Here is a 15,102-nt window from a genome sequence, read left to right on the forward strand (position 1 = left end):
CCGCCTCAGGCGGCGTCCGGCTCGTTGACGAACACCGCCAGTTCATTCCCGCCGGGCTCCCTGAAATGAAAGCGCCGCCCGCCGGGAAAGGCAAAAATCGGCCTTGAGATCCTGCCGCCCGCTTTTTCCACAGCCGCAAGCGCAGCTTCAAGATCGACAACCTCGATCCCCGCCAACGGGGGCTTACCCGCATCCACACCACTGGCATCAAGACCCAGATCCGTGCCAGCCCCCAACGTTGCGGCATAATCCGGGCCAAAACTTGTCAGCGTCCATCCAAAAGCCGCTTCGAAGAATGTGCGACTCTCCCCCGCATCACCAACCTGCAACTCCAGATAGGCGATGCGGGCCAAATTGGCGTGCGGGGGATGTGAATCAGGCATCGCCATCAACGTCGTCATCCGAATCCGGGCCGACCATCAGGCCTTCTGCCACTTCTTCGGTCTTGCCCCGGATCGCGGATTCGATGCGGTCGCGGATTTCCGGGTTTTCGCGCAGGAAGATCTTGGCATTTTCGCGCCCCTGACCAAGGCGAACCGAGTCATAAGAGAACCATGCGCCCGATTTCTCCACCAGCCCGGCCTTTACGCCAAGGTCGAGAATTTCGCCGATCTTGGAAATGCCCTCGCCATACATGATATCGAATTCGACCTGCTTGAACGGCGGTGCGACCTTGTTCTTCACGACCTTCACGCGCGTCGCATTGCCGACAATGTCTTCGCCATTTTTGATCTGGCCGGTGCGACGAATGTCGAGACGGACGCTCGCATAAAATTTCAGCGCATTGCCGCCCGTGGTCGTTTCCGGATTGCCATACATCACGCCGATTTTCATGCGCACCTGATTGATGAAAATCACGATGCAGCGCGAACGGCTGATAGACCCTGTCAATTTACGCAAGGCCTGGCTCATCAAACGGGCCTGCAAGCCGACATGACTGTCGCCCATTTCACCCTCGATTTCCGCGCGCGGCACCAGTGCTGCAACCGAGTCGACCACCAGCACGTCAATCGCGTTCGAGCGTACCAGCGTGTCGACGATTTCCAGCGCCTGTTCGCCGGTATCCGGCTGGCTGACGATCAGATTGTTGACATCGACGCCCAATTTCTTGGCATAAGCCGGGTCAAGCGCATGTTCCGCATCGACGAATGCCGCCGTACCGCCGCCCTTTTGCGCCTCGGCAATCACATGCAGCGCCAGCGTGGTCTTGCCCGAGCTTTCCGGACCGTAAATTTCCACGACGCGCCCGCGCGGCAGGCCGCCAATGCCAAGCGCGATGTCGAGACCGAGCGAACCGCTGGAGATCGCCTCGACCTCCATCGCCTCACGCGAACCGAGCCGCATCGCCGATCCCTTGCCGAAGGCGCGATCAATTTGCGCCAGTGCCGCTTCAAGCGCCTTCTGCCTGTCCATATTCGCTTTTTCCTGTTCCGCACCAATAAGTTTGAGTTGTGCAGCCATGCCGAAATCCTTCCCTGGATACAAGCTTCGAAGCGCCCAAAGGGGCTGTTCGAATCATTTCGTATTCCATTTGTTCTAAAAGAACAAGTGGGGAACTATTTTTCCTCGGCAGTGGTCGCGACGATCCGGCCCACGGCTTCGATCAATTGCTGCACCGAAAATGGCTTGGGCAGGAAGGACACATCCTCGATGTTGATCGACTCCCGCAATTGCTCCTCGGCATAGCCGGACATGAACAATACGGGGACCTCTGGCCGTTGCTGGCGAATGCGCCGTACCGTTGTCGGGCCATCCATCCCCGGCATCACGACATCGGAGACGATCAGATCGATCTGTTCGTCGCGTTCGGCAATTTCAATTGCCTCTTCGCCATTGCTGGCGGTCAACACCGTATAGCCATGGCGGGCAAGCGCGCGTTCCGCGACGGCGCGGACCATGTCCTCATCCTCGATCACCAGCACCGTGCCGGTGCCCCACATTTCGCCCTTCGGCGCATCGATCAGGCTGGCCGGACGCGGGGCCTCATCGCCGCTCGAGCGATGGACCGGCAGATAGACGCAGAAGCGCGTCCCCTTGTCGATGACCGAATCGGCAAAGATGAACCCGCCCGATTGCTTGACGATCCCGTACACGGTGGACAGGCCAAGCCCCGTTCCCTTGCCCACTTCCTTGGTGGTGAAAAACGGTTCGAAAATCTTTCCCAGGATCATCGGATCGATGCCGGTGCCGGTATCGGCCACGCTGAACGCCGCATAATCGACGGGCGGCATCAATTGCGGTCCACGCCCGCGAATTTCGGCCTCGTCAGGCGAATAGGTGTGGATGGTCAACTGCCCGCCTTGCGGCATTGCATCGCGCGCATTGACCGCCAGATTGACGATCACCTGTTCCAACTGCCCCGGATCGGCCCGCACCAGCCCGACATTGCGATCATGTTCGACCGACAGCGAAATCCGTTCGCCCAACAGGCGACGCAGCAGGTTCGACACTTCCGCAATCACATCCGCCAGTTCCAGCACCTGTGGCCGCAGCGTCTGCTGGCGCGAGAAAGCGAGCAATTGTCGCGTCAGGCTGGCCGCGCGGTTGGAGTTGCTCTTGATCTGCTGAATATCGTCATAGTCGCTGTCGCCCGGCGTATGGCGCATCAGCATCAGGTCGCAATGGCCGATAATCGCGGTCAGAATATTGTTGAAATCATGCGCGACACCGCCCGCGAGCTGGCCCACCGCCTGCATCTTGGTCGCCTGCGCGATCTGGTTCTTGAGCCGGTCTTCCTCGCTATTGTCCTTCAACGACAACAACACCGATGCCTCGCCCAAGCCGCGCGCGCCCGCGATAGTGAGAGCAATCACATCATTTGGGCGGCTGGCGAGCCGCACCGCCACGCTGCCCATATGCTGGCCGCCCATCGCAAAGCGCCGCACAGCATCCGCCACCGCCGCCTTGTCCTCGCGGATCACCAGATCGCCTGGGAATACCGGCAGGGTCTTGCCCTCGACCCCGGCACCACGGGCAAAGGCCGGGTTGATGAAGATAAACCGTCCGTTGCGATCCGCCAGCGCCAGCCCCAAAGGCAAGCGTTCCAGCAGCGCATGGACATTGACCGCAGACGTCCCCGCCCCGCCAGACACGCCCGCGCGCACCACGCCAACCGCATCGTCGAGCGCGAGCACCAGCGTCGGCAATTGCTCTTCCTCCGGCCCGATCGGCACCTGCACCAATCGGATCGGCTCGCCCGCATCGCCCTCGGCGCGAAAGCGGATATAATCATCCTCGCCCGGTTCCAGCAGATTGGCGAACGGCACGGTCAGCGCACTTCCCGCCAGGCCGCCCGTAAGCCCCGCGCGCAACGCAAAGACCGGATTGGCGCCGATCAACATGCCCTCGGGCGTGACCAAGGCCGCCATCACCCCGGCGCGGCCCAGTCGCTCACCATGTTCGCCTTGCAGCAACTGCCGCGCGACCTCGACCCGGTTGTCACCTTGTTCCTGCACGAACAGCCAGTGGAGATGATCGTCCGCCGCGCCGATCCGCTGGATGCGGGCATTATAATAGCCCGCAGACAGCATCAGCCCCGGCACAAAAGCGCGGCCATCGCGCCATGCCTTGCGCCCGGCCTCGGTCAAGCGCACCTGATCCGTCTCCGACAGGCCGAGCGCTGGCGGCACCGGATAACCCGTCATCACCCGCGCATAGCCATCGTTCGCCGCCACCAACCGGCCCGAACGATCCGTCAGCGCAATCGGAAAATCGCTCACCGCAATCAGGTCGTGGACCAGCGCGATATCGGGCACTGCCGCCGCCACCGCCGTCGCACGGGGGCGTACCTGACGCAGCAGCACGATCAACGCCATCGCCGTGATAAACGCCGCCGCAAAGCCCGCCGCGACCACCACTTCATCCAGCACCCATAAAATACCGCCAGCCGTCATCAGGCCCAGCAACAGCACCAGCGATATAATGATCCTGTCCGCGCCGTTTGCCGCAGATGCGCTAGCAGGCGGGTGGGAATGAATGGCGCCGACCTCGCTCATGCGCCGGGATGTATCCATTCATGGCCGCGGCGACGCCATTTGCGACTGATCCACCACCGCCACAACACAACCGCCAGCACATAGCCGACCGCCGCCGTGACAATCGAAATAGTGGCAAGGCCCGCGAGCAACGCAGGCGCACCTTCCGAAAAGGTCCAGCTCAGCCAATCATACCAGGACGCGCCGCGATCCATCATCACCATCAACTTGCCCGGATCAGAACCAAGCTGCAATATCCCCTCGCCTACAAACAGCGACGCCGCGAGGATGAACGGGGTGGTGAGCGGATTGCTGAGAAACGTCATCGCCGCCGCAATCGGGATATTTGCGCGAAACGGCAGGGCAAACAGCGCCGCGCCGACGATTTGCAAGCCGGGTATCAGCAGGAAAATCCCGACCAACAGCCCCAAGGCGACCCCGCGCGGCACCGAACGGCGGGTAAAACGCCATAATTCGGGCGCGAACACGCGATGGGCAAAGCGATTGAGAAAACGGCTTTTCTCGAATGACTCCCGCGTCGGCGCCTGCGACCGAACCCATTTGGCAACGCGTGTTTCCCGACGTTTCACCCGCGATCTCGCATGATCCGGGCAGCTTCGCGCTTCCAATCGCGGGTCTTTTCGGACTCGCGCTTGTCGTGCAATTTCTTGCCCTTCGCCAATGCCAGCTCGACCTTGGCACGGCCCCGGGAATTGAAATAGACCGACAGCGGGACCAAGGTCATGCCCTGACGCGACACCCCGCCGAACATCTTGGCAATCTCGCGATGGTTCAGCAGCAATTTGCGCGGGCGCTTGGGCTCATGGTTGAAGCGATTACCATGGCTGAATTCGGGGATGTTGCTGTTGATCAGCCACACCTCCTCTCCCTTGACCTCAGCATAGCTCTCGGCAATCGACCCCTCGCCAAAACGCAACGCCTTGACCTCGGTGCCGGTGAGCGCGATGCCCGCCTCGAACACTTCGTCGATCGCATAGTCGTAACGCGCCCGCCGGTTCTCGGCGACCGTCTTCTTCTTGTCGAAACTGGCGTGACGCGGACGGGCCATAAATTAGATCAAGCCCGCAATCTCCAGCGCCGCATCGACGGCCTTGCGGCTCGCCTCGGACGCTGGGGTCATCGGCAAGCGCAATTCTTCGGTCACATCCGCCATGACACGGCTCAACGCATATTTAACCGGCCCCGGCGAGGCATCGGAAAACAGCGCGAGATGCAGCGGGAACAACCGGTCATTGAGGTCGCGCGCGCGATCCCAATCCTTGTCCGCACAGGCCTGTTGGAACTCGGCGCATTGCTTGGGCGCGACATTGGCCGTTACCGAAATACAGCCAACCCCGCCCGATACGTTGAACGCGAGCGCCGTCTCGTCATTGCCGGACAATTGGCAGAATATCTCGCCACAACTGCGGCGATGCTGCGTGACGCGCGCAATATTGCCGCTCGCGTCCTTGATGCCGATGATGCTCGGCAGGCTGGCAAGCTGGGCCACCGTGTCCGGCACCATGTCGGTGACAGTACGGCCCGGCACATTATACATGACGATCGGCAGATCATTATGCGCGGCCAGATATTCGAAATGGGCGATGATGCCCAATTGATTGGGGCGATTATAATAAGGCGCCACCACCAACGCGGCATCGGCCCCGCACTTCTTGGAGAAATTCATGTGCAGCAGCGCGTTGGTCGTGTCATTCGATCCGCAACCGGCAATAATCGGCACGCGGCCCGCCGCCTGCTCGATGCAGACTTCGATCACGCGATGATGTTCGGCGTTGCTGAGCGTCGCGCTTTCACCCGTGGTGCCGCAGGGCACAAGGGCCTTGCTGCCGGATTCGATTTGCCAATCGACAAGGCGACGAAAAGCGCCTTCATCAAACTGTCCGTCGCGAAACGGCGTCACCAGAGCAGGAATCGACCCGCTAAACATGTGCTTCTCCTTCACCTCGGCACCAGAATCGGCCATAGGCTTCATCAATAATATAGTTTCTATACCCAAAGACCCCAATATGACTCGGTACCGCCGGGTATAAATTCAGCGTCTGATAAGGAGACGACCCCTATCATGTCCAGCATGCGACGACACTTATTTCCGGCCTTGCTGATGATGTTATCTGCCCCGTCATGGTCTGCGTCGCTCACCCCGGCGCAGATTGTCTGGTATCGGGCGCGTTTGGGGGTCGCGGGCGCGCCTATTGCGCCGCCGGTCGTTTCGCCTGTCGCCCCCTCTGGGATGCCCGCTGTTACTGGGCCTGTTACCCCACCCACCACCGGTCAAACGCCCGGCACTGGCCCGATGCCCGCCCCGCCGATCATTGCCATTGCGCCCGTCACGCCAAATCCGCTTGCAGAAACGATCTTGCGTTGGGACCGGTTGCGCCAGCCGCAGACCGCGAGTTTTTCCGACCTCGTCAATTTCCTGCTGACCAACCGCGAATGGCCAAATAGCAGCGTCATGCGCAAGGCGGCGGAAGAGAAGATCAGCGTCAACAGCTATTCGCCGACCGAAATTGCCCGCTTCTTCGATGCCTATCCGCCGAAAACCAACCGGGGTCGGACCGCACAGGCCTTGGCCTTGCTCGATCTCGGACGGGTGGCAGAGGCGAAAACCGCCGCGCGTGCCGCATGGGCAGGCGGGACACTTGCCAGCGATGAAGAAAGCCGCTTGCTCGCCCGTTTCCCCGGCCTGTTCGATGCGCGGGATTATGACAAACGGCTGGACCGACTGTTGTGGCAACGTAACACCACCGCCGCCACCCGCTTGCTCGGCTATGCGAGTGCCGCCCGCCGCCCGATGTTTGAGGCCCGAATTGCGCTCCTCACCAACGCGCCCGATGCGCTCGCTAAGGTCGATGCGATTGGCGAGGAAGCCGGTCATGATTCCGGCATGGTGATCGACCGCATCCGTTATTATCGCAACGCCAATGATATGTTGAGCGCGCAACGGCTCGTCGCCTCGGCGGAAAAGCCCTATACCGCCCCGGCAGACCCAGCGGTCTTTCTCGATAATCTGCTGCAAACCGCACAAGCAGCAGCCGCTGCAGGTAATTATGCCTATGTCTCCGCCATCGCGCTGCGCGGCGATGACGCCTATCCGGCTGACATTGTCATCCGCAATCAGCCCTTGGATGAACGCGATGATTATACCAGTCTGATGTGGCTTGGCGGCAGAGCCGCCGAACGCCTGTATAAATTCGGCGATGCGACTGGCTTTTATGCGCGTTATGGCGATGCCGCCCGCACCGCGCAAACGCGCGCCAAGGGCTATTATTGGGCCGGTCGCATGGCGGAACGGGAAAGCGGCAAGGCCGCAGGCCTTGCCTATTATGAAGCTGCCGCGCGTTATTTCGATCATTTCCACGGCCAATTGGCGCTTGAACGGCTGGGCCGCCCGATTGTCCTGCCCACCCCCACCAATGATCCGACCTTGATCGGCAATCGGCAGGTCAATCCACAAATGATGGAAGCCGCCCGCATGTTGGGCCAGCTTGGCGCATGGCCAACCCAGTCCTTGTTCCTGCGCGCGCTGGCCAATGCGGTCGATGAAGGGGCCAATCCGGCCCCGCTTGCCACGCTGTCGCGTGAATTGAACCGGCCTGATCTCGGCGTCATGGCGGCGCGCAAGGTCGATGACCGGGGCAGCGGCGCCTATCTTGATTATGGCTTCCCCAAGCTGCCGGTGCCGATGCAATTGCGCCCGCGCTGGACGATGATCCACGCCATTGCCCGGCAGGAAAGCCAATTCGACCGGCAAATCATCAGCAGCGCAGGCGCGCGCGGGCTGATGCAGTTGATGCCCGCCACCGCGCGGGAAACGGCGGGCAAGGTCGGGGTCGAATATGATTTCAACCGGCTCACCAACGATCCGGAATATAATATCCTGTTGGGATCGACCTATTTCAACAATTTGCTGAACATGTATGGCGGCAATCATGTGCTGGCGGTCGCGGCCTATAATGCGGGGCCGGGCAATGTCCGCAAGTTCATCGCCCAAAATGGCGATCCGCGCACAGGCAGCCTCGACATTCTCCAATGGATCGAGGCGATCCCGCTGTCCGAAACGCGCGGCTATGTCTATCGGGTGCTGGAAAATGCGGTCATCTATGATGCGCTCCACCCCGACCGGCGCGGCGAGATGCCCAAGACGCCGCTATCGCGCTATCTCGGCAAGCAGACACCGGGCTGATCCCAGATGCGCCCCAGCCATAAACCCGACACAGGCGAACGCCCGCCGCTCTTCATCACGCCGCAAGGCTTTAACGCGATGAAGGCGCGTTATCACCAATTGCTGTCCGACGACCGGCCCAAATTGGTCGAGGTCATCAGCTGGGCCGCGGGCAATGGCGACCGGTCGGAAAATGGCGATTATATCTATGGTCGCAAGAAATTGCGCGAGATCGACCGCGAACTGACCCATCTCGCCAAAAGATTGAAGATCGCGAAAATCGTCGACCCGGCCCAACAAGAAGACCGCAGCCGCGTCTGGTTCGGCGCGACCGTGACGATTGCGGATGAAGACGACAATCAACGCGTCATCACCCTTGTCGGCGAGGACGAAGCCGACGCCACCGCCGGACGGATCAGCTTCAATGCCCCACTCGCACGCGCAGTACGCGGCGCGGCGATTGGCGATACGCGTCAGGTGCGCTTGCCGGTGGGGGTGAAGGATTATGAGATCATCGCCATCAGCTACCCGCCAAAATCCTAACGTACCCGATGCCGACCCGCCCGATCTCCGCGTTGCGCAGCTTCATCGCTTATGAGGCAAGCGGCGGCATTCTCCTGATGCTCGCCACCATCGCCGCGCTGATCATCGCCAACAGCCCGCTGGCCGATGCCTATTTCGAGATATTGGACCGCCCTATCGGCCCGTTGTCGGTGCTGCATTGGGTCAATGATGTGCTGATGGCGATCTTCTTCTTCCTCGTCGGGCTGGAGATCAAACGCGAATTTGTCGACGGCCATTTATCGACATGGCATGATCGACTGTTGCCGGTGGTCGCCGCCGGATGTGGAGTCGCGGTCCCCGCGCTCATCTATCTGTTCATCACCCGGGCAGAACCGGCCTTGCAGCGCGGCTGGGCCATCCCGACCGCGACCGACATCGCCTTTGCGCTCGGCGTGCTGGCCTTATTGGGGCGGCGCGTGCCGACGTCGTTGAAATTGTTCCTGACCACCGTCGCCATCGTCGATGACATGGTCGCGGTCGCGATCATCGCCTTGGTCTATACCGCCCATCTCAACGGCCTCGCCTTATTGGCGGCACTCGTCATGCTGGCCGTGATGTGGGGGATGAACAAGGCGCGGATCGCGCAGATATGGCCCTTCATCCTCTGTGCAGTCGGGCTGTGGTTGGCGATCCATCACTCCGGCGTGCATGCGACCATCGCGGGCGTGCTGGCGGCGCTGATGATCCCGCTCACCCCTTCCCCCGGCGCGCCGGATGCGTCCACTTCCACGCTGCTCCGGATCGAACATCGGCTGAACCCTTATGTGTCTTATGCCATTTTGCCGCTCTTCGCCCTTGCCAATGCGGGGGTGAGTTTTAGCGGTTTCTCATTATCAGCCCTGCTCCAACCGCTGCCGCTCGGCGTGTTGCTCGGCCTGTTCCTTGGCAAGCAATTGGGCATCTTATCGGGCGTCTGGCTGTGCGTCCGGCTGAAACTCTCGGCGGGCCTGACCCATGCGAACTGGCCGCAAATCTATGGCGTCGCCTTATTATGCGGGATCGGTTTCACCATGAGCCTGTTCATCGGCGGGCTGGCATTCCACGACCCCGCGCTCATCCAACAGGTGAAATTCGGGGTGTTCGCGGGTTCCGCACTCTCCGCGTTGGCGGGATGGGGATTGTTGAGGGTTGGGAAACCACGAATAGTGCCACCAACGGCGCTTTAGCGCCGCAAGGCCGAACGGCCGCCGCGCCTTATTGGCGCGTAGCCAAGCGGGCGGATGCCCGCGCCCGGCGCTTGAGGGACCAAACAAAAAAATCTCCGCTTATAATTCCGACCCGATAGGCCGCGCCAAGAGCTGATCCACCGCTTGCCGCGCAGTCAGCGAGCCATCGAGCATCCCGCACACCGCATCCGTAATCGGGATCGGCACATTGATCGCGCGGCCTGCCGCCTGCAACACCGGGGCGGTGAACGCCCCTTCCGCGACCGTGCGGCGGTCCGCCATCAATTCCTGCGCGCTGCGCCCTTCGCCCAATCCCTTGCCCAATGAGAAATTACGCGATGCGGTCGAGGTGCAAGTCAACACCAGATCGCCCAGCCCCGACAGGCCCGACAGCGTTTCCGCCCGCGCCCCGCGCGCAAGGCCAAAGCGGGTCATTTCGACAAAGCCCCGGCTGATCAACGCCGCATTGGCGTTTTGGCCAAGCTGCATCCCCGCGACCACGCCACAGGCAATCGCCAGCACATTCTTCACCGCGCCGCCGATTTCCGCGCCGGTCACATCATCCGATTGATAGGTGCGGAACGTCGGCTGGGCCAGCCGTTCGGCCAGCCGCCGCTGCAACGCCAGATCGGCACAGGCAAGCGTCACCGCCGTCGGCAAGCCCTTGGCCACCTCATGCGCGAAAGTCGGGCCAGACAACACCGCAATCGGCGCATCGGGCATCACATCTGCGACGACCTCGGACATCAATTTCATCGTCCCGGCCTCGATCCCCTTGGAACACAGGACCAACGGGACATCACGCACCGGCAATCGGACAATCGACGTCCGCAAATGCTGCGCCGGGGTCACGACCAGCAACGCATCGCAATCGGCCAGATCCTCCAGCAACGACGTCGCAACGATCCGGTCGGACAAGGAGATATTCGGCAAATAGAGCGGATTTTCATGGCGCTGATTAACGGCAGCCGTCACCTCCGGCTCCAGCGCCCACAGCCGGACAATCTCGCCCTTGCTGCTGTTCGCCGCGACTTGCGCCAAGGCCGTACCCCATGCGCCCGCGCCAATCACCCCCAGCTTCATGCCTTTACTCCCGCTCCCCGCGCCTTTTCGGCTTGTGCATCCAATGGCCAACGCGGTCGCGCCGGTACATCCAGCCCATCGGTCATGCCCAAGGCAAAACGTTCTTGCCCCGCCCATGCGATCATGGCCGCATTATCCGTGCAAAGCCAGAGCGGCGGCGCATGAAATGGCAGGCCATGATCCGCCGCCAGCGTCATCAGCGCCGCGCGAATCGATTGATTGGCCGCGACCCCGCCCGCCACGACCAAGGCCGTCGCCTCAACCGCGACCGCCAACGCCCGGCGCGTGCGATCCACCAGACAATCAACCACCGCCTGCTGGAACGAGGCGCACAGGTCCGCAGGCTGATACAGCCCCGATTGATGCGCGCGCAGCACCGCGCTTTTCAGGCCCGCAAAGGAAAAATGCGGTTCATCCGTGTTCAACAACGGGCGCGGCAGCTTCACCGCCTTGGGATTGCCCTCCCGCGCCAATGCCTCGACCTTCGGCCCGCCCGGCATGCCAAGGCGCAATAATTTCGCGGTCTTGTCAAATGCCTCGCCCGCCGCATCGTCGATGGTCGTCGCCAGCCGCCGATATTGGCCGACACCCGACACCAGCAATAATTGGCAATGCCCGCCCGATGCGAGCAGCAGCAAATAGGGAAATTGCAAATCCGGATTATCCAGCCGGGGCGACAATGCATGGCCCTCCAGATGGTTGACCGCGATCAACGGCTTGTTCGCCGCCATCGCCAGCGCCTTGCCGGTCACCAGCCCAACCATCACCCCGCCGATCAGGCCCGGCCCGGCCGTCGCGGCAATCGCATCGACATCATTCAGTGTCACGCCCGCATCCTTTAATGCGGCCTCAACCAACGGCATCATCATCTCGGCATGGGCGCGCGCCGCGATCTCCGGCACCACCCCGCCATAAGGCGCATGCGCGGCCTCTTGCCCCGCCAGACGATGGGCGCGGATAACGCGCAGGTCATCGACCAGCGCCGCCGCCGTTTCATCGCAACTGGATTCAAGACCAAGGATCAGTGTCATCACCCTTCCCTCTAATCGCGAACGCGTTTAGAGCAAGCGCAAGATGACTGAGAAACGATCCGCACCGCTCCGCCTCGGCACCCGCGCCTCCCCTTTGGCCATGGCACAGGCCCATATGGTCGCGGATTCCCTATGCCTCGCGCATGGCTGGACGCGCGACGCGATTGAAATTTGTCCGGTCACGGCCAGCGGCGACAAAATCTTGGATCGCCCCTTGGCCGATATCGGCGGCAAGGCCCTGTGGACCAAGGAACTCGATATCGACATCATGAACGGCAATATCGATTTTGCCGTCCATTCGATGAAGGACGTGGAAACGATCCGTCCCGATGCCCTGACCATCGCCGCCATGCTGCCCCGCGCCGATGTGCGGGATCGGCTGATCGGCGCGGAATCGATCATTGCGCTGCCCCATGGCGCGCGGATCGGCACCAGCTCGCCGCGCCGCGCCGCGCAGATGCGGCACATCCGGCCCGATCTCAACATCGTCATGTTCCGGGGCAATGTCGACACCCGCCTGCGTAAATTGGCCGAGGGTGAGGCCGATGCGACCCTGCTTGCCGCCGCCGGCCTGGTCCGCCTTGGCCGATTCGATGTCGGCACGCCAATTGCGGTGGAGGAGATGCTCCCCGCCGCCAGCCAGGGCGCGATCGGGATCGAAGCCCGTTCGGACCGGCAGGACATTCTCGATCTCTTGAGCGCCATCAATGATCGCGACACGTTCGATTGCGTGATGGCCGAACGCTATTTGCTCGCCGGGCTGAACGCCGGGTGCCACAGCCCGGTCGCCGCTTATGCGACTGTTCGCGAAGGTGAAGGGCGCGAAGAAGGCCTGCTGCTGCGCGCCGAAATCATGTCGGAAGATGGTAGCGAACGGGTCGCGCTTGGCGTCGGCATCCAACGCGGCGATGCCGATGGCTGCCATTTAATGGCACAGCAATTGCTTGCCGCCGCCAGCATGGAATTGCGGGCGCTGTTCGGGGCATGACGCGAAAGGTCGCCGTCCTCCGCCCCGAACCGGGGGCCAGCAGGACTGCCGATCATCTGCGCGATCTGGGGCTGGACCCGGTGGTCGCGCCGTTATTCACGATTGAACCGGTCACATCAAATACATCAAACGATGCCCAGCCGGACGCGCTGATGATCACCAGCGCCAATGCCGTGCGTCATGGCGCTGAGACCATCCGCCAATATCCGAACCTGCCGATTTACGCCGTCGGCCCCGCCACCGCCCGCGCCTTGACCGAATTGACGGACCAGCCGATCCATTTGGCCCCCGAAGGCAATGGCCAATCGCTGATCGCGCGCGCCAAAACCGATCACATCCATCACCTGCTGCATCTCTGCGGCGCGGAGGTGCGCCCGCTCGATCCGATGGGCATTCAGATCGACCGCCAGATCATCTATCGCGCCGCCCCGGCCTCGCAGTTGAGCACCGCGCTGATCACAGCATGGCCGGATCTCGACCTCATCCTCCTCCATAGTCCGCGCAGCAGTGCGCTGCTCGACCATCTGGCAACCGCCCAAGGGCTGGCCCGCCACCATATCACGGCCATCGCGATCAGCGCGGCGGCGGCAACGGCGGCAGGAACCGGCTGGAATGCCATGAAAATCGCACCACAACCGGATGATGACGGGATGCTGGCAGTCGTCCGACAACTGTGCCAATAAGGAAGCCGGTACTGGAGGAAGCGCCAAGTGAGTGAACCCTATGTTGATGTCGATAGCAGCCCGCAAAAGCGGCGCAGCCTTGCGCGAAAGCTGGCCTTTCCGCTGATCGCCTTTGGCATTGGCATGGGTGCGATGGGCTATGGCCTGCATCAATGGCCCCGCGCCGCGCATTTTCTTGGGCTGGTAGACAGCCCCCAAAAACTGGGCGTCGCAACCGGCAGCGGCCATGGCCTGCCCCCTCAGTTCACTGTCACGACCAACACCCCGAATGTCGAACCAGAGGTGCTGCACGCCCGGATACAGGCGCTGGAAGAACGGCTCGACCGAGTCAGCGCGCAAGCCAGCGCGACCAGCGGCAATGCCAATCGGGCAGAGGGCATGCTGATCGCCTTTGCCGCGCGGCGCGCGCTCGAACGGGGGGTGCAATTGGGCTATCTTGAATCGCTGCTGCGCGAACGCTTTGGCGACAGCCAGCCACAGGCCGTGGCCGCGATCATCGCTGGCGCGCGTGCGCGAATCACGCTCGACAGCCTGAGCGCGAGCTTCGAAAAAATCGCCCCGCAATTGCAAGGCGATGGCATCAAGCGCGGCATGTGGGACAATTTCAAACATGAACTGTCCGCGCTGATCATCGTGCGCCGGGGCAATGAGCCGTCCAGCCGCCCGGACGAAGTGGTCGAACGCGTGCGCGAGCAGATTGCGGATGGCGACATCAATCAGGCGCTGATCGAGGTCAACCGCCTGCCGGAACGGGGGCAAGCCCTCAACTGGATGACTGCCGCCCGCAATTATGTGCAGGCCCATAACGCGCTCGACCGGATCGAAACGGCGGCATTGATCGATCCGATGGACGACGACTTACCCGCCGTTGCGCCTGCGCCGGCCCCATTGCCAGCAGCCCCCAACGCGCCGCAATAACAGTTTGTCACAACCGCCCGGCAGTCATCCCTTCCACGATCCGCCGGGCGGCATCGGTCACTTCATCCCATGTCACCGCAAACGCGGCGGCATCGGCATAATAAGGGTCGGCAACGGACGTGCCCTCTTTGCCCGGCACATGATCGAGCAATAACGACAAGACCGCCGTGCCGGTGTCGGGCCGCAACGCCTCAAGGTCGGCCAAATTCTTCTCGTCCAGCGCAAACACATGGGTGAACCGGTGGAAGTCATCCGGCTCGACCAATCGGGCGCGATAACCGCTGATGTCGATCCCATGTTGTTGCGCCTGCGCCTGCGCGCGCGGATCGGGGGCATGGCCAAGGTGCCAATCCCCGGTCCCGGCGCTGTCGATCTGCACATCCAGCCCTTGCCGCGCGACTTCGGCGCGAAATGCCGCTTCGGCCAAGGGCGAGCGGCAAATATTCCCAAGACAGACAAAGAGCACGGCTGGCATGTCGGGCATTTTCTTCTCCGGCGCGACGAGGTATCGC

General features: G+C 62.0%; 15 protein-coding genes. 6 read left to right on the top strand and 9 right to left on the bottom strand.

Annotated elements, in window-relative coordinates; translation table 11 throughout:
- Nucleotides 1–5: 5 nt before the first annotated feature.
- The 6 genes from K6117_RS05090 to dapA form a co-directional block, all read right to left on the bottom strand.
- Entirely contained in the window at nt 6–383 is a 378-nt protein-coding gene (locus tag K6117_RS05090; protein WP_246604816.1) for a VOC family protein, read from the bottom strand.
- Nucleotides 376–1,461, bottom strand: coding sequence for a recombinase RecA (gene recA / locus K6117_RS05095; protein ID WP_221792602.1), 1,086 nt, complete (start codon nt 1,459–1,461; stop codon nt 376–378). The genes K6117_RS05090 and recA overlap by 8 nt, the downstream gene beginning before the upstream one ends.
- A 95-nt stretch (nt 1,462–1,556) precedes the next feature.
- Complete coding sequence (locus K6117_RS05100) at nt 1,557–3,995, bottom strand: hybrid sensor histidine kinase/response regulator (protein WP_221792603.1); 2,439 nt, start codon at nt 3,993–3,995, stop codon at nt 1,557–1,559.
- Entirely contained in the window at nt 3,992–4,564 is a 573-nt protein-coding gene (locus K6117_RS05105) for a DUF2062 domain-containing protein (RefSeq protein WP_221792604.1), read from the bottom strand. The genes K6117_RS05100 and K6117_RS05105 overlap by 4 nt, the downstream gene beginning before the upstream one ends.
- On the bottom strand, nt 4,561–5,043 hold the full coding sequence (smpB, locus tag K6117_RS05110) for an SsrA-binding protein SmpB (RefSeq protein WP_221792605.1): 483 nt from the start codon (nt 5,041–5,043) through the stop codon (nt 4,561–4,563). Before smpB ends, K6117_RS05105 begins: the two co-directional genes overlap by 4 nt.
- A 3-nt stretch (nt 5,044–5,046) precedes the next feature.
- Entirely contained in the window at nt 5,047–5,922 is an 876-nt protein-coding gene (dapA, locus tag K6117_RS05115) for a 4-hydroxy-tetrahydrodipicolinate synthase (protein ID WP_221792606.1), read from the bottom strand.
- 174 nt (nt 5,923–6,096) lie between these two features.
- Between dapA and K6117_RS05120 the strand changes: the two genes are divergently transcribed.
- Genes K6117_RS05120 through nhaA form a run of 3 tightly spaced genes read left to right on the top strand, consistent with a single transcriptional unit; the run spans nt 6,097 to nt 9,887 of the window.
- Entirely contained in the window at nt 6,097–8,178 is a 2,082-nt protein-coding gene (locus K6117_RS05120) for a lytic transglycosylase domain-containing protein (RefSeq protein ID WP_221792607.1), read from the top strand.
- A gap of 6 nt (nt 8,179–8,184) precedes the next feature.
- Nucleotides 8,185–8,700 carry a GreA/GreB family elongation factor gene (locus tag K6117_RS05125; RefSeq protein WP_221792608.1) on the top strand — a complete coding sequence of 172 codons (516 nt, stop codon included), beginning with the start codon at nt 8,185–8,187 and terminating at the stop codon, nt 8,698–8,700.
- 8 nt (nt 8,701–8,708) lie between these two features.
- Nucleotides 8,709–9,887: a Na+/H+ antiporter NhaA gene (gene nhaA, locus K6117_RS05130; protein WP_221792609.1), complete on the top strand. Its 1,179-nt coding sequence runs from the start codon at nt 8,709–8,711 to the stop codon at nt 9,885–9,887.
- A gap of 99 nt (nt 9,888–9,986) precedes the next feature.
- Here the strand turns inward: nhaA and K6117_RS05135 are convergent, their stop codons facing one another.
- Nucleotides 9,987–10,970 (bottom strand): NAD(P)H-dependent glycerol-3-phosphate dehydrogenase, encoded by a 984-nt coding sequence (locus K6117_RS05135; protein WP_221792610.1) that lies wholly within the window; start codon nt 10,968–10,970, stop codon nt 9,987–9,989.
- Nucleotides 10,967–12,001, bottom strand: a complete 1,035-nt coding sequence (gene tsaD / locus K6117_RS05140) for a tRNA (adenosine(37)-N6)-threonylcarbamoyltransferase complex transferase subunit TsaD (RefSeq protein WP_221792611.1) — start codon at nt 11,999–12,001, stop codon at nt 10,967–10,969. Before tsaD ends, K6117_RS05135 begins: the two co-directional genes overlap by 4 nt.
- 43 nt (nt 12,002–12,044) lie before the next feature.
- On the opposite strand from tsaD, the gene hemC reads away from it, so the two are divergent.
- Genes hemC through K6117_RS05155 form a run of 3 tightly spaced genes read left to right on the top strand, consistent with a single transcriptional unit; the run spans nt 12,045 to nt 14,590 of the window.
- A complete protein-coding gene (gene hemC, locus K6117_RS05145) occupies nt 12,045–12,989 on the top strand; it encodes a hydroxymethylbilane synthase (RefSeq protein WP_221792612.1) in 945 nt (314 codons plus the stop codon).
- On the top strand, nt 12,986–13,672 hold the full coding sequence (locus tag K6117_RS05150) for a uroporphyrinogen-III synthase (protein WP_221792613.1): 687 nt from the start codon (nt 12,986–12,988) through the stop codon (nt 13,670–13,672). The genes hemC and K6117_RS05150 overlap by 4 nt, the downstream gene beginning before the upstream one ends.
- 27 nt (nt 13,673–13,699) lie before the next feature.
- Entirely contained in the window at nt 13,700–14,590 is an 891-nt protein-coding gene (locus K6117_RS05155; protein ID WP_221792614.1) for a COG4223 family protein, read from the top strand.
- 7 nt (nt 14,591–14,597) lie between these two features.
- Here K6117_RS05155 and K6117_RS05160 read toward each other — a convergent pair whose 3' ends face one another.
- Nucleotides 14,598–15,065 (bottom strand): low molecular weight protein-tyrosine-phosphatase, encoded by a 468-nt coding sequence (locus tag K6117_RS05160; RefSeq protein WP_221792911.1) that lies wholly within the window; start codon nt 15,063–15,065, stop codon nt 14,598–14,600.
- Between the last annotated feature and the right edge of the window lie 37 nt (nt 15,066–15,102).

The organism is Alteraquisediminimonas sediminicola (genome assembly GCF_019740335.1).
GTDB classification, from domain to species: domain Bacteria; phylum Pseudomonadota; class Alphaproteobacteria; order Sphingomonadales; family Sphingomonadaceae; genus Alteraquisediminimonas; species Alteraquisediminimonas sediminicola.